The sequence below is a fragment of the Bacteroides sp. L008 genome (genome assembly GCF_040812255.1).
Taxonomy (GTDB): Bacteria; Bacteroidota; Bacteroidia; order Bacteroidales; family Bacteroidaceae; genus Bacteroides; species Bacteroides vicugnae.
The window spans coordinates 1,228,663-1,251,911 of the sequence record NZ_JBFNXO010000002.1 but is presented as its reverse complement, the minus strand read 5'-3'; the positions used below and the strand labels follow the sequence as shown (position 1 = coordinate 1,251,911).

Annotated in this window: 18 protein-coding genes; 8 read left to right on the top strand and 10 right to left on the bottom strand. The window is 38.6% G+C overall.

The window, feature by feature from the left end; all coding sequences use genetic code 11:
* Window positions 1-3 precede the first annotated feature (3 nt).
* Window positions 4-4,179 carry a tape measure protein gene (locus AB3G73_RS23805; protein WP_259011394.1) on the bottom strand — a complete coding sequence of 1,392 codons (4,176 nt, stop codon included), beginning with the start codon at window positions 4,177-4,179 and terminating at the stop codon, window positions 4-6.
* Between the two features lie 206 nt (window positions 4,180-4,385).
* Here AB3G73_RS23805 and AB3G73_RS23800 point away from each other — a divergent pair, with 206 nt between their 5' ends.
* The 6 genes from AB3G73_RS23800 (at window position 4,386) to AB3G73_RS23775 (ending at window position 8,977) form a co-directional block, all read left to right on the top strand.
* Complete coding sequence (locus tag AB3G73_RS23800) at window positions 4,386-5,120, top strand: hypothetical protein (protein ID WP_148364446.1); 735 nt, start codon at window positions 4,386-4,388, stop codon at window positions 5,118-5,120.
* 76 nt (window positions 5,121-5,196) lie between these two features.
* A complete protein-coding gene (locus AB3G73_RS23795) occupies window positions 5,197-5,919 on the top strand; it encodes a hypothetical protein (RefSeq protein ID WP_258979768.1) in 723 nt (240 codons plus the stop codon).
* 71 nt (window positions 5,920-5,990) lie between these two features.
* The gene (locus tag AB3G73_RS23790; protein WP_367745716.1) at window positions 5,991-6,713 is read left to right on the top strand and encodes a hypothetical protein; all 723 of its coding nucleotides are present in this window, start codon (window positions 5,991-5,993) and stop codon (window positions 6,711-6,713) included.
* Window positions 6,714-6,786: 73 nt separating this feature from the next.
* Entirely contained in the window at window positions 6,787-7,533 is a 747-nt protein-coding gene (locus tag AB3G73_RS23785; RefSeq protein ID WP_148364442.1) for a hypothetical protein, read from the top strand.
* Between the two features lie 531 nt (window positions 7,534-8,064).
* On the top strand, window positions 8,065-8,265 hold the full coding sequence (locus tag AB3G73_RS23780) for a hypothetical protein (RefSeq protein ID WP_259022482.1): 201 nt from the start codon (window positions 8,065-8,067) through the stop codon (window positions 8,263-8,265).
* Window positions 8,266-8,323: 58 nt separating this feature from the next.
* On the top strand, window positions 8,324-8,977 hold the full coding sequence (locus AB3G73_RS23775) for an Ig-like domain-containing protein (RefSeq protein WP_148364440.1): 654 nt from the start codon (window positions 8,324-8,326) through the stop codon (window positions 8,975-8,977).
* A gap of 85 nt (window positions 8,978-9,062) precedes the next feature.
* On the opposite strand, the gene AB3G73_RS23770 is transcribed toward AB3G73_RS23775, so the two are convergent.
* From AB3G73_RS23770 to AB3G73_RS23755, 4 genes are all read right to left on the bottom strand, one after another.
* Complete coding sequence (locus AB3G73_RS23770; RefSeq protein WP_148364439.1) at window positions 9,063-9,770, bottom strand: hypothetical protein; 708 nt, start codon at window positions 9,768-9,770, stop codon at window positions 9,063-9,065.
* A 69-nt stretch (window positions 9,771-9,839) separates the two neighbouring features.
* Window positions 9,840-10,307: a hypothetical protein gene (locus AB3G73_RS23765; protein ID WP_148364438.1), complete on the bottom strand. Its 468-nt coding sequence runs from the start codon at window positions 10,305-10,307 to the stop codon at window positions 9,840-9,842.
* Window positions 10,308-10,484: 177 nt separating this feature from the next.
* Window positions 10,485-10,937 (bottom strand): hypothetical protein, encoded by a 453-nt coding sequence (locus AB3G73_RS23760; protein ID WP_148364437.1) that lies wholly within the window; start codon window positions 10,935-10,937, stop codon window positions 10,485-10,487.
* Window positions 10,938-10,954: 17 nt separating this feature from the next.
* Window positions 10,955-11,140, bottom strand: coding sequence for a hypothetical protein (locus tag AB3G73_RS23755; RefSeq protein ID WP_148364436.1), 186 nt, complete (start codon window positions 11,138-11,140; stop codon window positions 10,955-10,957).
* A gap of 691 nt (window positions 11,141-11,831) precedes the next feature.
* On the opposite strand from AB3G73_RS23755, the gene AB3G73_RS23750 reads away from it, so the two are divergent.
* Together AB3G73_RS23750 and AB3G73_RS23745 are read left to right on the top strand one after the other, a co-directional pair.
* Window positions 11,832-12,245, top strand: a complete 414-nt coding sequence (locus AB3G73_RS23750) for an HU family DNA-binding protein (RefSeq protein ID WP_367745715.1) — start codon at window positions 11,832-11,834, stop codon at window positions 12,243-12,245.
* 6 nt (window positions 12,246-12,251) lie between these two features.
* Window positions 12,252-14,051, top strand: coding sequence for a hypothetical protein (locus tag AB3G73_RS23745; protein ID WP_148364434.1), 1,800 nt, complete (start codon window positions 12,252-12,254; stop codon window positions 14,049-14,051).
* Between the two features lie 144 nt (window positions 14,052-14,195).
* Here AB3G73_RS23745 and ccsA read toward each other — a convergent pair whose 3' ends face one another.
* From ccsA to AB3G73_RS23720, 5 genes are all read right to left on the bottom strand, one after another.
* Complete coding sequence (ccsA, locus tag AB3G73_RS23740; protein ID WP_367745713.1) at window positions 14,196-16,673, bottom strand: cytochrome c biogenesis protein CcsA; 2,478 nt, start codon at window positions 16,671-16,673, stop codon at window positions 14,196-14,198.
* 44 nt (window positions 16,674-16,717) lie between these two features.
* Window positions 16,718-17,848 (bottom strand): PTS cellobiose transporter subunit IIC, encoded by a 1,131-nt coding sequence (locus tag AB3G73_RS23735; protein ID WP_259022478.1) that lies wholly within the window; start codon window positions 17,846-17,848, stop codon window positions 16,718-16,720.
* Window positions 17,849-17,887: 39 nt separating this feature from the next.
* Window positions 17,888-18,772 carry an aryl-sulfate sulfotransferase gene (locus tag AB3G73_RS23730; protein ID WP_148364431.1) on the bottom strand — a complete coding sequence of 295 codons (885 nt, stop codon included), beginning with the start codon at window positions 18,770-18,772 and terminating at the stop codon, window positions 17,888-17,890.
* 151 nt (window positions 18,773-18,923) lie between these two features.
* Window positions 18,924-20,726, bottom strand: coding sequence for a c-type cytochrome (locus tag AB3G73_RS23725; protein WP_320995906.1), 1,803 nt, complete (start codon window positions 20,724-20,726; stop codon window positions 18,924-18,926).
* A complete protein-coding gene (locus AB3G73_RS23720; protein WP_259022475.1) occupies window positions 20,723-23,236 on the bottom strand; it encodes a hypothetical protein in 2,514 nt (837 codons plus the stop codon). The genes AB3G73_RS23725 and AB3G73_RS23720 overlap by 4 nt, the downstream gene beginning before the upstream one ends.
* Window positions 23,237-23,249: the final 13 nt, after the last annotated feature.

Below are 23,249 nucleotides of genomic sequence, written 5' to 3'. Positions count from 1 at the left end.
TCTTTATATTTTTTGTGTATTTCTATCTATATTATCCAATTTCTCTCCAAACCCTAGCATCACTTTAGTATATTTTGCAATATCCTCCAAATGCCCATTAGACATGACTGCCAAATTTCTCATTTCCATTAAAAGAATATTTCCATCAGAAGCAGTCGTGCACAAAGAAGATAAACTACCCAAAACAAACAACATCGAATTTTTAATTTCTTCATTTGAAATTTGTAAAGCAGTAAAGCGTCCGTTCAATTCTTCCCCTGTATCCTGTGACATAGCAGCAAAGCCTGTTTGGCTAGAAGATTGCGAAGACGAACTTTCAGAAGCCCAATCAAATTGCTCCATTAAAGCATTGCGTTCAGCCATAGCATCTGAAACGATAGCATTCCAATCACGCTGCAAATTTTCATATTCCGTAGTAGTTATCCCCGCATCATCATCATTAGCTTTAGCAAATGCTTCATACCATGCATTAATTCTAGATTTATACTTATCGACAAGCATCGAATTCAAAATGGCTTTCTGCATATATTTCTCAAAATTATCCGCAAATTCTTCAGAAGAGGTTCCCATATCAGAAAGAGCATCAAGAAAACTACTATAAACATCATCAAAAGACGTTTGTGTCAACGATTGGTTCAACAGATCATGCATTTCTTCGGTCTTATCATTACAAGCAATTATTTGTTCCAAGTAATCACTCACATCCCCATCTAACTTAGCCCAGAATGTTGGAGCTTCCATCTGAAGCTTCTCCAATTGTTCAACAGAGAGATCAAACAATCCGGTCATACGTCCATCCCTTATCTGATTATATGCACTCGTACCAATGGCTTTCTCCGCTTCATTCCATCCCTCTCTGGACATACCATCTTTTATGCGAACCCCAATAGAATGTGAACCGGCACTTGCACCTGCATTCAGACGTTCTTTACCAAGTGTCCGCGCGGCATTTGCCTGTTTCTCTATTAATCCTAATGCACTTTGCGAGGCCTCAACAGCAGCTTTCCCCGTCAATGTTTCTAGTAATTCCTTTTGTTTACCAATAACAACATCAAGGACTTTCACATAATTCTCATAATTCTCTTTTGCTGCATTATAATCAGAGTAATCGGCACCAAACATATTTGCAATCTTCGTAGCTATCTGCAACGCAGCTCCGATTATAGCTAAAATTACAGAAGCCTTCTCTACTGTTTGTATAGATTTCGATGCAGCTTGTGAAGTACTACTCATAGCAGACGCAGATCCTGTTGCCAAAGTCACTATTCCATCTATCATTTGGAGAGTAGATGATGTAATACCACCTGCAGCAGATATAATCTCTCCGGCTGTACCACCAACAGCAGCACCTATTTCATCAAATTCTCTCTCTACCTTACTTAGTGTTTGATATAGATTTTGCCATTCTTCTATACTTCGTTTTCCTGGAGAGGGTTTCGTCTCCCTTTCTCTCTCATTAACTTCATTTTTTAACGAAGTTATCTTTGATCGTTGAACAGCTAAATTGGGATCATTAGGATGTAAAAATTGAGATCGTTGAAGTTCTTGCTCGGCTTGAAACAATGATTTTTTCAGTTCCTCCAAACTGAGATTTGCGATATTATCAGTCCAAGCCTTAAAAGAATCTTCGCGCATTGCAAATTCACTATCAACAGCTTTTAAAGCCTCTTCTTTCTGATAATCATGTTCTCCCAAAGTTTCTTTTGAAGCTCCAGCTTTAACCAGCGAATCTCTTTCTTTCTTGAATTTATCTTCTATAGTCAGACGTTTCTCCGCATAACCTTGATATTTTGACAACAAATCTTTATAATACAAAGAAGTTTCATTTCCTTGTTTTTTTATAGTTTGGTTCTCTAAATTATTAAACATCCTTTCTTCTTCTTGATTCAAAGATATTTTCGACGAATCAAAAGATTGACCTTTATTCTTCTCTGGATTAGCCTCAAATATCGCCTTTTCCGTATCTATTTTCTTTTGAAGATAGTCTGCTTTAAATTTTTTAAGTTCATCTATTTCTTTTTGATGATTAAATTTTAGCTGAGCCAGTTTCTTTTCTTCCCCTTCATCCATAGCATCAATTTCGGCTTGGGCATTTCTATTCTTCATATCCTCCATGAAATTAACTTCATCCAAAGTTTGCTGTTCTCGTATTCGCTTTATTTTACCTTCATTATCATCCGATTGAAAATTCTGATTATATTTCTGTTCATAATCAAAACCTGTTTTAATCCTATAAGATTCTTTTAGTTCACCTAATTCTGTTATTCTCTCTTTCAAACTATTATCATCACCAACTCCCTTTTGAGCATTTTTTCGGAGCTCCATAATACTTTTTTCAGTCGTTCGTATATTCCTTATTAGTTCATCAAGTGATTTATTTTTTTCTACTTCTTTTTTATTTGATTTATCGAATAATATTTGAGTTACTTCTTCATCTGTTATTTTAAACTTATCCTTATATTCATCAAGAATTACCTCTGTAGCCTTTGTTTCCTTTTTTATCTCTGAACGTAAATTGAACACATTGTTTTTGAAATCAACAATTCCATCTTCAGCATTATTTCCCCATTTTATCTCCCAAAAAGTTGCCTTTCTTAACTCCTCTGATACATCCGATGACAAAGCAGTTCCATGCATAGTACTATCAAAGAATTGATCATAAAGATTAACTCCTTTAGTTTTACCATACTTTTCAACCAACGTTTCATATGCTTTCTCTAACTTTCCGCTGACAATTATATCTAATGAATCTTGTTCTGCTTTAAAAAAGGATTCAAACTTTCGCTGTCCAATAGATAAACGCATATTTTCCACCAATTGAGAATATACAGTTGAAAGATTACCTACACGCTCTATTTCTTCATCAAGGCCCTTATAATATTGTCCATAATTATCTACTATAGTTTTTTTTATATTATTATATGCCTCAGAGCCTTTTTTCACTTCTACTAATTTCTTCTCCAAAGATGACAATTTTGACATTTCTGAAGAAAGACCTTTTTCTACATTTGTATTAGCATTTCCTAATCTTTTATGTGCTTTTTCCAATTCCGTTTCAGCAGTTGTTACTTTGTAAATTGAGTAACTCAATCCAACAATAGCAGCAGCTACAAATACATAAGGATTCTTTAAAAGTGCCGCTGTATTAGACTTTATAGCCCCTGTGAACAATTTAGTTCCTGCTGCAGACATCGCCTGTGACTTAGTCAGAATCTCTCCTGATCTTGCTGCTAGCACCATCTCTAACCTAGCTTGCTCTACCACAGTTTTATGTAACTTTTCCAATGCAGTTAGAGATATAAGTACCGCTTTATAAGTACCATATACTCCTGCTAACTCTAAGACTGTTCGCCCCAATTGCTCATAATTCTCTAATACATATTTAACTCCATCCAAAGAATTATTAATAACATCTTCTTGTGATTTTCCTACCGTATTGAGCATCGCATCCCATGCACTACTCACACTGTTTAGTTTTCCCGCAATCGTTTTTGATTGTTCATCCACTAATCCATAGAATTGCCCTCCTCCATTCGTTAAAATTTCTACAACTTTTTGTACTTCTGGAAAACCTATTTTTCCAATAGAAACCATTTCGTCTATTTGCTCTATCGTAACTCCTAATATGCTTGCCAAACTTTCAAGCATCGGGATACCCGCCCCTGCAAATTGATTAAGATCGTCACTATATAAATGCCCTTGTTCCACAACCATCCCATAAAGTCCAGCCAAGCGCTCCAATGGAATTCCTACCCCCAATGCAATATCACCTAATCGGAGCAAAGTTTCATTAACCTGCTCAGTCGCAACACCACTTTCAATTAACTGCTTTGCTCCAGCAGACAATGTTTTTAATTCAAATGGAGATTGCGCTGCAACAGCTATCATTTGAGATACCAAAATATCTGCCTTTTCTTTACTTTGCAGTAAACTTGCAAAAGAAATTTCAAGTTGCTGAATTTCAGAGCGTACACGAATTACATCGTCAGCAAAACCTTTTAATGTTTCCATTCCACCTATAACATCAAAAGCTTTTTTCATAGTATTTGTCCATCCATTACTTACGTCACTCGCCTTTTTTGTCTCCGTTGTTATAGCATCAATAGAATTACGCATTTGTTCCGCCTTTTGAATAAAAACAAAACTATTTCCTTCAATATTAAAACTTAAATTTTCCATATTTATTATTTTTCAAATTATTACTAAACAAAATTATGGTAAAGTCTGAATATTATTAAATGAAATCATCATCTATTCATGACTAATCTCTAATAGTCACAGTATTTATCTTTTTACAGATAATTCTCTTATTTCACGACCTCCCAATCATCCATTTCAAAATATATTCCGTACATTTGCAACAAATTCATAAATAAAACAACTATATGAAAAAAATAGCAACAGTACTTATACTTATATTGCTTATAATTAGCTGCAATCATAAAAATAAAGGACTAATAAATCCTCAAGATTCAGATTCTATTATAAGAGTGGAAAAAAGAAATCAAGAAATACAAGACTCGCTGAACCAAATCAGAACTGACTCCTTGTCGTTAATAGCATGGGGAGACGCTAAATTCGGAATGAGCATTAAAGAAGTTTTAGCAACAGAATCTTTCAAAAACGGATACAAATATTCCTCCAAGGACTTTAATTCAATTTCTATGGATTTTGATAAAATATGGAAGCTAAAAGAAATCTTCAATTTAAATCTATCAGTAGGCCAATTAGAGGCTTATTTTCAAGAAGACGAATTGACTAAAATAGAAATTGAATCATACAAATTAACAGCTGATAAAATTAAGGAGTTAGTAGCAGATTGTGATATTTTCATTAATAATTTCACTAATAAATACGGGAATCCATCTTATCAATGCAGCAGAGTCAATATTTTAAATTTCGAAGCTGGCACAGTATTTACATATGCAAGATTCCGAATAGGGAGCAAAAGTATTACTATTAAACTAGGAGAAAGAAGTTCTGGGCATAAATATTATTACATCATATATATAGAAAATGATAAATTCCCCAAAAAGAAACACATTCAAACAGAGAAAGAAAAAAGGGAAGAACAAAAACGTATGGAAGAAACTGAAAAAATAAGAAATAATTCATTCTAAATAAAGTATTAGAAAAACAAAAGAACAATTATGTTTCAATATTGGTCATATGTTGTTCTTATTTAATAATGAAATCATGAAAAAAATATTATTACTACTTACAACGATACTACTAACAATTGGTTGTAACCAAAAGCAAAAAGAACAAGTAGTATCTCAAGAATCAAATCCACAGCTCACAGCAGCAGAAATAAGGAATCAAGAAATACAAGACTCTTTAAAGAAAGTAAGAAACGACTCGCTTGCCCTAATTGCATGGGGAGATGCTAAATTTGGGATGAGCATGAAAGAGGTATTAGCTACTGAAACGTTTAAAGGGGGAAAAAAATACGATGACAGTATTGCAATGGAATTCAGTCGCGAACAAAATTTTAAAAAAGCTTTTGGATTAGAAAATCCTTCAGGTGTTTGGGCTGAATTCAAGGATAAGGAATTATACAGAATATATATCAAATCAAAATATCTAACAGCGAGTAGAATTGATGATTTAGTGAAGGATTGTGATATATTTATCAAAAAGTTCACAGAAAAGTATGGAGCTCCTTCATATAAAAATAGTAAGATTGATATCTCTGAATTCAATCCCGAAGAAAATTTTGTATATGCTAAATTTCAAATAGGAGATAAGATGATAGCAATAGAATTAGGAGAACTAAGAAGTGACGTCAGATTCTATTACCATATATATATAGACAATAGCAAGTTCCCCAAAAAGAAGCATGTTATGACAGAGAAAGAAAAAAGAGAAGAACAAAAACAAAAAGAAGAAACTGAAAAAATAAGAAATAATTCATTCTAAATAAAGTATTAGAAAAACAAAAGAACAATCATGATTATACTCCATTATTATAACTATAAATAAATAATTCCATGAAAAAAGTATCATTATTGCTTTTAACAATATTACTAACAATCGGTTGTAACCAAAAACCAAAAGAACAAGTAGTATCTCAAGAATCAAATCCACAGCTCACAGCAGCAGAAATAAGGAATAAAGAAATACAAGACTCTTTAAAGAAAGTAAGAAACGACTCAATTGCTCTAATTGCGTGGGGAGATGCTAAATTTGGAATGAGCATGAAAGAGGTATTAGCCACCGAAACATTCAAAGGCGGAGATAAATATTATGACAGCATTACTATGGAATTCGAACGCAAACGAAATTTTAAAAGAGCGTTTGGATTAAATAACCTGGCTGCTTTTGAGGCTGAATTCAAAGAAAATGAATTATATAGAATATATATCGAATCAAATTATCTGACAGCAAATGGTATTAATGATCTAGTGAGTGATTGTGATATATTTATTAAAAATTTCACAGAAAAATATGGAGAACCTTCATATAAAAAAAGTAAAGTCAATATCTCCGAATTTAATTCCGGTGAAGAGTTTGAATACGCTAAATTTCAAATAGGAGATAAGACGATAACAATAGCATTAGGAGAATTAAGCGGTGAAGTCAAATTCTACTACCATGTATATATAGATAATAACAGATTCCCCCAAAAGAAGCATGTTATGACAGAGAAAGAAATTAAAGAAGTACGAAAACAAATGGAAGATACTGAAAAAATAAGAAATAATTCATTCTAAATAAAGTATTATAAAAACAAAAGAACAATTATGTGTATGTCTCATCACCATAACTCTGAAAATAAATAATTCCATGAAAAAAGTATTTTTTCTTCTATTTATAGCTACTATAGTCTCTTTAGTTGGCAATGCCCAAAGCAGAACTAATAGTGATCCTACAGCGCTATCTTATAAATCTAAAGAAATAAAATCTGCCCTATATTGGCAACAAAACAGTAAAACGGGACGCTGGGAAAGTCGCAAAAACACAAAACGCATATATCTTGGCGAAGGAGTAGCTATCGAAAATTTCAACAGCATATTCATAGGAGAATATAATAATAAGCGTTATCTTTTTTTGGACTTTTATAGATATTCTTGGCGCTATCCTGCATTGAAAAAAGAATGGATGTATTCACGAACAATAATGGCAGCATTACTTTCTGATGATGATTATAGCCATTTATCATCGCTTGCTACCAATCAGACACTCTCAATTATACCACGCTTCTACCATAGTATGTATAAAGGACACGCAGAATACTCATTTCCATTCTTTTTGAGTTTAGGAGAAACGCTTCTCTCTGCCACAGAAACACTATATAAATCCAATAAAAGAGCATACGGAGAAGAATATGCTAACAAAGAATGGAAAAAAGACTATCCACCTATTAATTTTATAGTTTTGAAACGTATCACAGATTCTGACGGTCAGGACGTTGTACGATTCATTTTATATCCTAAGGCCTTACCAGAGCTAATAGACTACACATATTTCGAAGTTGATTATTCCGTTTATAAGAACCTACTCACAAAGGACAAGAAGGTAAGCTACAAGTAAAAACAAATAAGACAAACGAAATCGATAAAATAACTAAAAGTTATGGCATCAATCTATTTAGAAAGCACTGTTCATAATTTTGTGTAAATGAAAAACAGGATTCTGATATTTTGGGGACTATCCATTACATCATTAACTTTGAACATACTGCGCATATATGTCCAACGTATTGGACATATATATCCAGCACGTTGTGTATATATAGCCAATATCTTGGACATATATACACAACAAACACCTATCACTTATACAAAAGTGGAAGATTTAATATATTTTTTTTCAATAACGACTAAATTAGAAAATATATCACTACCTTTGTCTCAGGAAATAATTACATAATTATTAATACAATAAAACAAACAGATTTATACTCCAAAACTAAAAAAAATATTACTCAAACAAAACTAATTTCAAATATAAAACAATGAAAAAAGAACTCTTCCTATTGGCTCTATTGCCTATATTGATAACTAATTATTCAAAAGATGACGAATTAACTAAATAAAAAAATCACGTAAACATGTACACTAAATGGAAAAATTACGAAAAAGAAATATCAAAATAAGCTTTGTATATATCTTCGTGAATGAAAACAAGAGTATCGACAATAGCAAAAGTGCTGAATCTGTTACAGATGACGGAGTAATCACTTACACGGATGGCAATAAATCTTCAAAGCCTAAATATGGAAGAAGCTGTAAAATGGATTTGTTAGTAATGAATCTGATATAACTTCTTTATATAGAATCGTTTTAATAAAATTATTATTTACAAATAAAAACATAAAAACATGAGAAAAGTATTATTTTTATTACCTGTATTGGCATTTCTGTTCTTGTATGGATGTAGCAGCGATGATGATAACGCTAAACTATCATTGAACAAATCCACTGTCACACTGAATTATAAAACAACTGAACAGCTAAAAGCATCAGGGAAAGTTGAATGGACTTCAGAAAATGATTTTGTTGCCAGCGTAAATGAAAATGGAGTAATTGAAGGGAAGCATGTAGGAAAAACATTTATTGTAGCTTCTAACGGTACTGAAGAAGTAAAATGTGCAGTAGAAGTTGCTCCTAAATATAACACCTATAGCGAACCCATTTTAGATTTCGGAATAACAAAAGCAGAATTAAAAGGAAGAGAAAATAGAGAATTACTATCCGAAACAAGCACAACAATCAAATATCGTGGTAATAGCGGAAGCGCAGCAAGCGAAATAGCATATGCTTTCAAGGATGGCAAAATGAACGGAGCTGGAGCATTAGTGAAATCCTCATACAGTTCTGTTATTATGGATTTTTTGATAGAAAGATACCAGGCTGCATTTCAAAAGGAAGATGTTTTCTATTTTATTGATGGAAATAGCAGCAATTATAATAAATTTGTTTCATTATCAATCGGAGCGTCTGGCATTATCATAATGTATACACCGAAAAACTAAAAATGCATATAATCTACATCTCAAGTATTAATACTCAATGTGTAGACTATTAATACTTGAGATGTAGGCTATAATATCCAAGACATCATTCACTAATCATCTTCCTAATCAAATCCCTATTCTTAGGATCATCTGCATCAACCATTCTCCCATCACCACGTCCCAGTTTTTTTCGTTCTTCATCACTTAGATACACGGTGGTGATAGCATCTGCAAACAGCATATTTAGATTCACATAACTAATTCCCCAAAGCACATAATCCATTGTCCAGCCATAACGCTGGCAAGCAAAGTCAATTAATAGTCCATAGATACTTTTTCCTCCGAAAGTGATACTACTACCTTCCCCTTTAATCCGACTGATTTGAGTCTTCATTTCCCGGTCGGCATCTATCCCAAAATACTGAATAAACTCTTCAATCTTGTCATTTGAAAGAATAATAGTCAGAATCGTAGCCATGTCCTCCACCGATATATTATCCTCAAAAAACTTGGCACGATGAAGAATTTTCTCTATATCTAAAACACTTTTCTTACCATCGGACGTAGAATAAGCTATAATTTGACAAACTATATCTGATTTCTCCGTACAGACTCTCAACGTTTCAGCCAATGGATTAATTGACAAAAGCTTCATATTCACATCCATAGAAAAATACAGATTCTTCAATATTTGCATCTTTCCAAGCGTGGGCGGATAAAGGCATAATTTAGACTTGCCAACACTAAAACGAATAGGTTTCTCAATAATAGCATCGGATATACTTAATTCCATCTCTTTATTAAAACTCATAGCAATATATTTATATAAGAAGAGCGCTGTGGCCAGCACTAGCGCTCTTCGTTAACAAAAAAAATAAAATTACTTTCCTTCTTCAGCAGAAGGTGTGTAAGGTTTCACCTGATCGCCTTCGTTAGGTTTCAACACGTCTACGGTATATTTCCATTTCTTACCCTCGGCAGTGTCATAAGATTCCTCGAGAGAAACTACAGAGCGCTCTATCAGAATACCTTCGCAAGTTGCATCTTCCGGAGTAAGGCGGAAAGCGTATTCGCCCTCAACTACTCCATCTGAATCTTCGATCGGTTTCTGACGGCCTTTCGCTGCACGGATTTCAAACTCGAATGCATAGGTGTTTCTTGCATACTTAACAGCTTCATTTTCGCCTCCTTCTACTTTAGCTTCTTTCTTTTCGCCTTTAGTAGGAGTAAGTTTGGTTGAACTTTCAACCGGATCGTACGCAAGTTTTGTCCATGTTGTAGGTGCAGCTCCGTTAGCTCCACATTTTCCAAACTCAATGGTGGGTTTTCCCCAAGATAATTGTGCCATAATTCAAATTGTTTAAATTTTTAATTAATAATTTATATATAAAAAAAGCTAGCTTTTGATTTTTTCTTTTTTGCAGTTTCTACAGAAATCTTGTTTTCTAATTCGATGGTAAAAGTACTGCCATTATTAACAACGGAGCTATTTTCAGTCCTCCTAGCCGTGACATCTCAACAAAAGTCACAAAATAAGAATGTAAGGCAACATTCCCCGATCTTCTAAACGACTCCGTATACTGGCATAAAGAAGATCTACCTCTTCTCTAAACATTCTATAATTATCATAAGTGGGTACCAGATTTTTTAAATGATTGGACACTGCGGACTTAGACTTATAACCTAATAATTCCGTCAATATATCCCGGATGCCATTTGGTATTCTATGCCCGGTCAAGCTAATAGGGGAATAAAAGAACATAATGATAATAAGAAATTGCATTTTTCTATCAGTATTAAGTTTACCTCCATCTCCACTATCACCAGATAATTCGCAGAACCATTCGAATATCTGCGGAATATGTTCCAAGTCAGTAAGCATTGGAGTAGCCAGCTCTGCTTCTTTCCTCTCTAATTCAGATTTCTGTATATGTACAGATATCAATTCTCCTATTCTAAAAAAGTCATTAATCATCATATTAGTTTTTAGTGTTATTACTTCATTAACTTGTCATTTTGCAGGGCTTCTTTTTCTTTCTCTTCAATACGTTTGCCCCAACCCCACATCATAGCAGAATAAATCGCAGTCGTGTACAAATGCAATTCTCTTCCATTTGTTATAAAATCAACCCGAAATGCCGCGTTTCTCGCTATTGCCCATATTTTTTCATTGTTTGCCATAATTCAATCATTTCTATTTTTTAATATTAAATTTCGCTCATCACATTCTTCCATTAGATTAGCTTTTATTCCGCCAATCCACACATGTATAGATTATTCAATGAAAGTACTACGAATATTTATGATTAAGAGGAATCTATCTGATCAAGACTTGACATTAGAGAGAAAGTCACAAAATTGACAAAACAATTATAAGAATGACACTTATTATGAAGAGTATTGTTTAAAAATATAATGAAGATATAGACAATGGTACTATTCTTGATGACAGAAAATGTGAAAACGAGATAGATAGGAAGAGGACATAAATTAGCATATCCCTCTAAAAAGAGTATAATAATATAATCTGCATATTTCTTACGAATGAAGAACAATATTGTTTGTATTTCTTATATTATCTACTAATATATAAATTTCTATACTTCTTTAAATAGAATAAACATTATTATCCCTATCTTTGTACTGTCTTAATCGACAAGATGTTTTTACCAATTCATAAGGAAGATGTAATTAGTTCTACTCGATATATTAATAATTCCCCCTTATCTTTTAGCAAATTCATCCGCATGAATTAATCTGTTGCACTTGAGCAACCATTCAGCTATACTTGTGCAACCACCCAGTTACACAAGTCCATTTCTGGATTTACTCAACTGCAATACATAATAGTCATCTAAAAGAAATTAGATTTATGAGCATACTTTATAAAACCACTCGTTTTGCGGATACTTTTACCGGCGACAAAGAAACGAATGTACGGGTACAACTATTATCATGGGACACTTTGGATACCAAAGCTTTTGTTGAATACTTAGCTGACAAAAACAATATCACCAAAGGCGACGCATACAAAAATCTAAGTATGGTACTGGAGGGAATAGAGGCCATTCTGAAAGATGGAAATATTGTCAATCTGGATGATTTCGGCAGTTTTTCTCTGAACGGCAGTTTCTGCGAAGACAAAGAACCAGGTGAACACCACCGTGCAGAATCCATAGAGGTGAAGAATGTTGTATTCAAAGCCGAAAAACGTTTGAAAAAAGCGATAACAGCAGCCGGATTCGAGAAATATAATCCGGAAAGACACAACAAACGAAAATACTAAAACAACATGGAATACGATAGAATCTACTCCATCCGAAAAGGTGAATACTTTGCGGATGCATTGAAACGTGCCGGCAAAGACTTCATCCCGACCAATTGTATCATTAATAAACTCCTTCCCGGATTGGGAGCTACACACTGCGAATTGACGGCACCCCGAAAGTCTATCATTATTGAGCCCAACGTACCTGTTATTGAGTCTAAAGCAAAGGTACACAAAAATTCATTGGCTATCTATAAAGGAGTCAGCGTCCGGCAAATCACAGACTTTCTGGAGAAGAACCAAGACAAACATTACAAACTGTTGACTACTCCCGAAGGCTTCACCAAAATCAAAGAAGCCATGCTGGCTGTAAATATAGATATGTATACAGAGTGTTTCATCTTGTTTGATGAATGTGAAAAGCTAGTGCAGGACGTGCATTACCGTGATTCTATCCGCGAACCGATGAATGATTTTTTCCATTTTCAGCATAAGGCATTGATTTCGGCCACTCCCATCGTACCCGAAAAAGACAATCGCTTCGACAGTTTCATGCGGGTACTGATTCAGCCGGATTACGAATATCGTCAAAAGCTGAAACTAATCACTACCAACAATGTTCTGGAAACGTTGCAGGAGGTGATTGAAGCGAAACGCGGCACGGTCTGCATCTTCTGCAACAGTATCGATTCGATAGATAGTTTCTACCGATTGATTCCCGAATTGAACAATGCCTGCACTTTTTGTAGTGAAGACGGACAATACAAACTATGGAAAGGCAACCGACGCAAAAAATCAATGATGATTACCGAACTGGAACGTTACAACTTCTTCACTTCACGTTTCTACTCCGCGGTGGATATCTTATGTAAAAACCCGCCACATGTGATTCTCATCAGTGATTTGCATGGCGCAACCCAATCGGTTATCGATCCTACTACCGAAGCCATTCAAATCATCGGACGATTCCGAGGGGGAGTAAATACCGTGACACATATTGCTTCCATCCGCCCGGATCTGGAATGTATGTCAACCAATGAGATTGATAGTTGGATACAAGGCGCTTCCCATATCTTCAACGGATGGAAAACTCAACTGGCACAAACCTCCAATATTGGTGAACGTACTCTGTTGCAGGAAGCTATCGGAGAAAATTCATATCTCCCCTATCTGGATGCGAATGGAAAACCTGATCCGTTTCTAATAGCAAATTTATATGAGAAAGAGCAAGTGAAGCGACTATACACGTCCACCGATCTGCTTTGCAGTGCCTATCAACAGACCGATTATTTTATATTCTCTCATGAAGAACGTCTCATGCCGGTTTCGGATAATGAACGTATGGCAATCCAGCATCGCCTGGCAAAAAAGAAACGGGCAGAGTTGATCGTCCGTAAGCTGGAAGAAATGGAGAAGATGAGCCGCACTACTGACAAGAAAGTACAAAAACGCTACCAACGTATGCTGGGAAATCTGCTTACTACGACCAATGACAGGTATATATACGATTGTTTCTGCCGATTTGGAGGAGATTTCATTCGTGAATCTGACTATAATGAGAATAAATTACGGACTGCATTGAACGTAAGCAGTGAACATACGATTAAACAATCAGGACAGATGCGTAGCTCTATCCAACGTACTTTTCCCATAGGTTCGGAGCTTTCCGTTCAGGAAGTGAAAAGTATGCTGAAACAAGTATATAAAAAGATGGGACTGAATACGGGACGAGGGATCACAACCAAAGAACTGGAACAATATGCAGAAATAGAAAAAGGATGGAAACACGACAATAGAACAATCAAAATACTGAAATTCAAATAATTGGCAATAAAATGCAGTTTTCCTTCCGAAAAAAGCAGAAACTCCGTATATGTTTCCTGTAAACTTCTCTTATTTTCGGCTATTTTCAGAGATAAGTCATTGATTATATGATCTGCCACATTTTTGTTTCTCCCCGTATAATACTTAAAAGAAAGATGAAAATGTGGCAGAGAGTTTCTTTAAACGTCTGCGGGCAAACAACGCTAAAACAAGTACGAGACATACTCCCAATCCCCAGATCCACAACAAGAAATCTCCTCCTTCGGTTTTTCCATAAGAATGCAGACCGCTCAAATAGTAGTTCACTCCAAACCAAGTCATTATAACCGAAAGGACGGCAACAACGGAAAGCAGATTAAAACACCAGGTGGTCTTTCCTTTCAGGAGGGGAATAAAGCGGATATGAAGCACCAATGCATAGACAACGATTGAAATCAATGCCCAAGTTTCTTTAGGGTCCCATCCCCAATATCTACCCCAGGAGACATTTGCCCAGATAGCTCCAAGAAATGTTCCGGCAGTCATAAAGAACAGACCAAGAATCATTGCCATTTCATTCAGTAACGTCAGTTCACGGATGCGGAACAAGAGTTTCACCCGGTTGGTGGCGGAAAGTAAACTCATCAATACAAGATTAAACAACCCTGTCAGCGCACAAAGAGCAAAAAAGACGTAACCGATCATAATGATAGCGACATGAGACATCAGCCAATAAGATTGAAGTACCGGGACTAAAGGAGTAATTTCCGGATTCAGGTGATTAAGTCCTGCTACAAAAAGCATGATTCCGCCCAATAGTCCTGCCAATGCGGGAAGAATACGGAATCGGCGGGCAAACAGGAGTCCGCTACCTACCAGCATCCAGGAAGTACATATCATCGACTCGTAAGCATTTGCCCAAGGGGCATGTCCGCAAATATACCAACGTAACAAGACACCTGCCGTATGTGTGAGAAAAGCAATTGCCAGAAGAGCAATCAGAACACTGCTAATTTTTCTTCCCCATTTAAAGTCTGCAATAATCTCTCCACAGACAATGAAAAGTAGGATGCCACCCAAAATCAAGTAAGCCAGACGACACCAGAAAAATAAATCCAGTTGATTATAGAGAAGTTCGGCTTTCACTTTCCGGTTGTCAATAGCGGGAACTTTAGCCTTTGCTTGTTGGTAGACATTCATCATTTCAACTACCTTGTCTGCTTCCTTCCAGTTGTTAGAACGAACTCCATTTCCTAGCTCATAGATATACCAGTCCATGATTTTAGTTACAAATAGAGAATCTTTCCCATGAAAAGCACTCAAGTCATCACCCGGTGAATACCATTTTCCCTGCAAATCGTTTCCATCCGGAAAAAGCGGTAACAGTTGGTGTTGCATGATGCGATATACGATGTTTACCGATTCATCCAGTTTTAATAAATCCGAGTCCAAACGTTTTCGCTCCGCAGCCGGTTTAGCGTAAATTGTGTTCAGTTCATTCGTCAGGATATAGTTACCGTCTGCATCAAACACATCTTGCCAGGCAATGTATTTGCCATCTCTGCCGAAGCGTTGAAGAAGTTCTTTATTATCAACTTTGATAAAAGGAAAAGCTCCCCATTCATCGGGAAAAGAAAGTAGATTCAAAAAGAATTGATCTGAATTGATGCCATTCTGTTTATCGGCTCCATACAATTTGCGTAAAATGGCAGATGTATAACTGTTGACGGGTTCGAGGCGTCCGTTAGGGTTAAGCACTACCAGACTGCCAAACTTTTCGGCATGTGAGGAAGAAACACAAGGTAATTGCGAAACGAGGAGAGATTGTTGTGAAGAGGCAACCGGTTGTTGTGCAGACAATGCCTGCATATTGGAGATGCCGGATAAAGCCAGAAAGAGCAATAAGCAGAAAGGGGTATTCTTTTTCATTTCTCCCAATTCTCTGCGCAACCGCCCGAAACGGGATTTCTTACTGAACAATGTCAAGACAAAACCTACCAGTAAAAGGAAATATCCCGCATATGTAAGCTGCATACCGGGACGGTCATAGCTCACAGATAACACGGTACCTTGTTCGTCAGAATCGAATGAAGACTGAAACAGACGGTAACCATCCACATCAACCACTTTATTCATTCGTATGGTTGCCTGTAAAGGAGATTCATTTTCTCTCTTAATCACCAGGTCACTCTCATAAGACATCGGGCTATGAGAACCCGGATAGCGCTGCAACCGGAAATCATTCAGAGTTACAGAGAAAGGCAAGGAAGCATTTTCCATCCCTGTTCCTTCCTCTTTCATCATGCTATTTGCCGTTTCCCCTTCACGGATATGCATGATACCCGTCACCCCTACATAGTGAGTGACAGCAGCCCCCAACCAGATAAAAAGAAAAGCTCCATGAAAAATCAGACTGCCTTTACTAATTCTCTTAAAATAGTTTCCCTGAAGAAACATAGCCAATAAATTGACTGCCTGCAACAACTGCAACAGTATAAACCAGGGAGCATAATAAAAAGATTCACGGGCAACGGCAGGACCATAAGAGTTTTCCACCAAAGTGGCTACCGCCAATATCAGGGCATAAAGTCCCGCTAATATATACATCAATACCGGTGAAGCGATCAGTCGAATCAATTTCATCTGTTTTTCTTTTATAATAAACAATGCTTTTATAAATGAGGCAGTTATAAATAAGCAATTCCTTCAATTTCTACCAGCAATTCCTCTCTGCATACATCCGCATAAAGATATACGATAGGAATATCCGGGCAGAGTTTATCCAAGTCTGCTTTCACAGCTGGCGCATCCTCTTCATTCTTGAGATATACACGAAGAAGTCCCAACTTACCGGAATGTTCCGGTAGTTTCTCCCTACCCTCTTCCAAGCCGATCAAATGCTGGATATTTTCAAGAGTGATTTCCGTTTGAGAGAGAACATCTCCGGTCGTTACACTTTCCTCGCCACGGATAGCAGCTGTGCCGGAAATATAAATCACCTCCTGCCGACGGTCGGACAGCGACTTTCCTCTTTCAAATTTAGGAGTTCCCTTCTTCCCATCCGCCCGATGGCTAATCAACACCTCATCCGAATAGACATGAGCAGCCCGTTGCCAGTCGTTATCTAAAGGAGCAATATTCACTTCTCCACTGACAGCATTGAAATCAATCAGAACGCCGCCATGCTGTGTGCCAATCCCCGTTGCTGCCGGATAACCCAATTCCCATTCCGAAGAAGCATAGAACAGAGTACGCACATCATTGAAATCCTGATAACACTGATTGCCATGTGCAATATCCGTGATATTTTCCAGATAATTCCACTGACGGACAATGTCGCCAAAATTCATCTGTTCCGCCTTTAAGATCTCTTCTGCCTTCCTGAAAGCTTGTTCCGATTGTTCGCGAACAGGCAGATTCAAATCATCCGCGTAAAGTCCCCCCACTATTATTTCCCGATAGTGAGGAGTCATGATCCGCAGGTAGCGGACAGAGAAAGAACTAATTTGTTCCTCTATGGTGACTGCCTCATCCGTAATCTCCACCAACGAATGTACCTCCAATACCAAGTCTGCTACCAAAGGCTTTTGAGCCACCAGCGAAACCACCGGACGGGGAGAAACGAAATGCCGCTCCACCCATTGTTCCAGAAAGGAACGCTGAAACTTGTATTCCTGATTATCCGTACAGCGTGTAAAGAGTACAAGACGGAGCACCCTCTCTTCGCGGACAGCGGATGAAAGTAATTCCTCCGCCATCTGTTCCCAACTGTTTCCTGTCGTTTTATACAAATTACATGTGATTCGATGATACTTCATACTGCAAATTTCAATGTTTTTTCTGATGAACGATACTTATTAATGATAGGAGGTAACACCTGCCGGAACGTCCATGCTATAGACAGATGACATCGTTTTCAATCCCGGAGTATTCTCCAAAGAATAAAGCACTTTCTTTTGACGGTCTACCAACAACATGTGTACTTTCTCTTTCGGATTCACATGTCCCGTCCAGTTCGTTATCAGGATGCGTCCGTCGGAGAAATACTGAAAACCGCCCAGAAACTTCAACGGTTTTCCAGGGATATCCGCATTCGATAATTCCCAAACAGTCTTTCCGTCTGCCGTTACTTCGATAATTCTCGGATTCTGGTCTTTATCTGCTACGGCAATCAATGTATGCCCGTTGGGCAGACGAGTCAGAGAGTGTGGTCCGCCGGGAACATCCAGTTTCCACACCTCTTTGCCGTTCGTGTCATATTCCGTCACACATTGCGGTCCGTAATGTGCTACCAGAAAATGCCCGTTATCCAAGCGACGTGCATTACGCATAAACGCAAAACCTTTCTCTTTCACTCCCTCCGGCAGGATGCAGACTTCTTTCACAATCTTACCTTTAGGAGAGATTTCCAGCATACGTCCCGTGGTACATTCGCCCACAAACGTATTGCCGTTCTTCAACCGCTGACAGGCAAAAACCGGACTTTTAGACTCGTAATGGAAGATTGTATCATTCTGACGGGTCATTTCGAGTACCCCGTGCCCAGTGGTGAAAAGGATATTGCCATTAGGCAATACCCATAAATCATTAGAATCGGGAGCTTTGTGCTGCCATACAATCTGATTGTTTTCCATCACAAAGACGATTCCCTGTGAATAATCTGTTCCTGCAAACGTCCGGGTCTGTGCCAACAGGGATGCAGAGAACAGAAATGTCAGAATCACAACATATATTCTTGTCATAAATATAAATTCAAAAATAGTTTTATATAAAAGATTTTTCAGGCACGGATTACACGGATTACGCGGATTTTATTTTCTGAATCCAATGATAGTACAGCTTTTAAACCGTGAAATCCGTGTAATCCGTGCCTAAAATCATCAATGAAGTTCACTACAAAGACAATACGTATTCCTCCAACTCTTCCAGTTCTTTATCAGAAACAGGCTTATGAGGTCCGTGTACCTTTAACATATCTTTCATCGAATAGCTACGACCGTCATACAGATAAGGAGCCGTACGCCAACATTCATTCAGAGCAGGAACGTCCATAGCCAGTCCTTTATCAGATCCGGTAGTCCAATCCACTTTATATTGCTTCTGATCCGTATAGTATTCTCCGGAATGGCAACTCGCGCAGTTTTCTCCAAATATCTTCTTTCCTCTTTTCGCTTTCGCAGAAAGTTTACCATTCTCAAGATAAGGGCTTGGCAGAGGCTTCAGAGATTTCAAATATTCGTCGATAGATTCGTAGATCTCATCATCTCCCTCCATAAACAGGATATATTTCACTCCCGAACGAACGGCTACTTCGGCATTTTTACGAATACCGGTCGCCATACAAGGCGGAGTCTGATGGGAAAGCAAGAGTGTTTTCGTATTCTTCGGATTACCCATGCCATCATTCAGCAAGTCCCAGTTAAGCCCGTCCATGCGTGCATCATTCGGATGACAGGTTGCACAACTTTGCCAGTTCTGGAAACAAATGGTTGCATCATGGAAGTACATATCTCCCTTACCAACTTTAGTGAATGCCAATGGAACACCCAAAATCTGCTTCTGCACATTCTTACCGTTCAAATCCATAGACACCAATTCCGACGTATAATAGTTGGCAGTATAAATTTTACCTCCCGTAGCTACGACCGAACGCGGCCCTTTTCCCTGTGTAGGAATGAAGTCACGGATGCCATACAAGAATCCCGCATCATTAGGTATATTGCCCCACGCTTTCATGGAAGGAGTAACCATTTCCCCTTGTTTCGCTTTGCCAAGACGTTCATGCAAAGCAATGCGATCGATACGCACCAATTCCTGACTACCGGCAGCAGCTACTATGATCTGCTTATCATCCGGGGTAACAATTACCGACCACGGATTGGCTGCTCCTTTCTGTGGAGTGTCTAAGATGACGGAAGTGAGCCACTTTCTTGCCTTCAAATCAATGATGGATAATGTATTTGTAGCCATCCATCCTCTATCCAGCTGATTGGTAGGCAACTGATAGCGGGAGATTAAATGAGTGACATACGCAAAAGTATGATTCTTATCCACCGCTACCGACTTCACATCCGTAGAACCGTTCGGCAACATAACACGTCCTGAAACCTTTTTCGAAAGTACATCTACCATATCGAGCTGTACTGCAATCGGATAAGCCGTAGAAGGCATTTCCGGCAGATTATTGGCAATCAGCAGACAGGAATCACCTGCAAAAGCAGCCATCGACACCGGTTCGCGGCCGACAGCTATTTTAGTTTTCACCTTACGGGTGGCCGGATCAATCTCCCAAAGTTCGTTGTTGAACCGCTGCGTCACCCAAAGAGATTTAGACAACGGATTATACAGAATATCCGAAGGAGTAGCTCCGCTTTTTGTTTTGGATTGTACGGAAAGTTTCTTTCCATCCAGTTCGTACATGGTACCGTAGTTTCCGTCACATACCACCCAGAGTTTACCATTCGCATCCTGCGTCATGGCATTGACAGGGGACGAGAAAGAGACTTTCTTTTCCATTTTCTGTCCGTCGGACGACATCTTGATGAGTTCACAGCCTGCCCTGTTTGTTACAAACAAGGATTTCCCGTTGTCTGCCAGAAACAAACGGTCCGGTGAAACCGTCGTTTCCGCTTCTTGCCAAGACGCACAAAGAAATATGGCAGCCATACCAACAGGTATCAATATCTTCTTTTTCATTTTTTCTCTTGTTTAGTTTGAAGGGATTGAATGTATTGACGAATATTCTCCTGATCTTCCGCACGGGCTGCTTCCCGCTTCTTATCGTAATAGTTATAGAAGTCGAGATCCTTTTGCGACCAGTTGTTCGCTTCACGGTAGTCTCCGATAAAGGGCACAAGCAAGTCAATCCAGAGAGCTACTTTTCGTATTTCCTGAGGAGTCAGTTTGGTTCCTCCATGTCCGCTTTCCAGACGTTTAATCAGATTACTCTTGTTGGAACCTGCAAAATAAGGCGGCAGCAACGTAGGTTCGGACAAAGCGCTGATCCAGTTTACTTCCGGATGGTGTGCGTTGCCTCGCCATGCTCCTTCGTCTTTTTTCTTAGTGGCATGCGTCAGGCTCAAATAAGAATCGGTATATTTTCTTTTACTTTGTTTATCCATTACCTTCAATTCACCTTTCAGGCTCATCGGTTGCTTCACTCCATCGTGACAAGAGATACAATGTCTGTCCCAGATAGGTTGGATTTCTTTCAGGTAACTGAAATTGCGTTCGCCCATCTCATCTTCCGGAGCCAATACTTTGACACCTTTGTCCATTGCCATAGATACCGGATGCCCTGCTACGGGAACCGTGTTCTTATGTTCGTGGCATCCTACACAACTCTGCACTTCGTTCGGCTGCAAAGTAGACCAACTACGCATTGTTTGCACTACACGCCCGTTTTCGTCCAATGCCTGGAAATAAAGCGGCCGGCGTGCAGGAACTTTAAAGAATGCGGAACCGTCAGGATATACTTCCGTCACTCCCAACACTCTCTTCACATCCCAGGCGGCATTGCCCACTCCTACCGGAGAACTCATGATAGCTCCTCCACCTTTATCATTACCGTTCACTTCACCTACACCTGCTGCACGGAACTGGATTTCCACCACACGCAACTGTTTGATAGTTCCCGGTTTCACACCTTTCAATCCATTACCCTCGTAGATATTCTGCATATAATATACGCCTTCATTCTTTGTATAATCTACCGAAGATGAACGGCGGAACGGACGTTTACGGGGAGCGACCAACACAGGCTGGTTGCAGGATATACGCGCATCGGATACGAGTAATTCACGTTCTCCGTCCGCATTCATCCAATAAACGCCAAATTCCATCGGATGTCCGACGTAATAACCCAACGGAGTATACGATATTAAAAATTCCGTCTCGCTCAATGGAAAAGGATGCTGGAACTGGTCGGTAAACTTTCCATAACCGTCAATACGTTCCGGTTCCGGTTTGTGAACCGGAGCTACGAACATAACACCTTCATTCTCATCACGTCCGGCTTCAGGATCTATGATACCCAGTTTGCCATGTTGAGGAGTATGGTGCCCCATAAAAACTCCCATCAACTTACGAGTACCGGGAATCTGACGAATCTGTGCCACCGTTGTCGGAAACCAGCTATTCATTCCGTAATATTCAGCCTGTCCTGTTCCATCGGGATTCATTTGGAACAAAGGCTGCGCCCATATCTGGCCGCGGTCATTGTAATCCCAGCGAGTATAGACCACCCGACCGTCATCCAACAAAGTCGGTGTTACCGTATGCACCTGGTCGAAACCGACCTGACGCATATAACGCCCCTCCCTGTCGCAGAGATACATATTGCTGACTTCTGTAAACCAGCAGTCTACCGTACTTCCGCAACGGGTAGAGTTGAACAGGATATTGTCATCCGGCAAGTAAATGCCTTCAATGTCGGCATGTCCTTTTCCGAAAGTCAACTGCTTGATTTCCCGTGTCTTTAAATCCATTTCATACAGATGGAAGTCGTCTTCCTTGCGGGATTTCTTCCAGGAGAAAAGCAGATGCTGACCATCAAAATGAAGATTCGGATCACGCACTACTCCTTCTTCATCTGTCAGCATGGTTTCTACTTCCGCCCAAATTCCATTCATCTTCAATTTCGCCAACGCACCGCCCGCAATGTAGTTGCATTCAGCACGGGCATCCGACACTCCTTCGGTATAAGCAAAGAAAGAGGGACGCAACGTTCTGTACTTTGTAAAAACAATCTCCGGTTTATCTGCAGTGAAGGCTTCCAAACGCTTGATACGTCTTTGTTCACACGCTTTCAGATAAGACAGGAAAGCTGATTCGATGCTTTCCGGAGCATTAGTCACGGCAGCTTTGATGTTCAGCTTCTGTAAACGCACGGAAAGTTCCTGATTAAAACTCTTGTTAAACCAGTCTACATCACCCGTTGTTCCATCCTGTAGCCACCAATCGTAATAGACCGGATAGGCACGCGTCAATCTCCGGTGCACGGCTTTTATCTTGTTGTCTGTTTCTTCCTGATTACCTTTCTGTTTTATCGCCTGAATTTCCGCGTATTTCTTCTGAATCTCGACGATAAAACCTTTCGCATCGGTAGGCTGAAGGGAAGTGTCTTTCGTCTGCCATGCTACGATGGAGAGGAACACACAACATGCCATCCCACACTTCAACAGCTTCATTAATTTCGATCTTATCATTTTATCTTCTTAT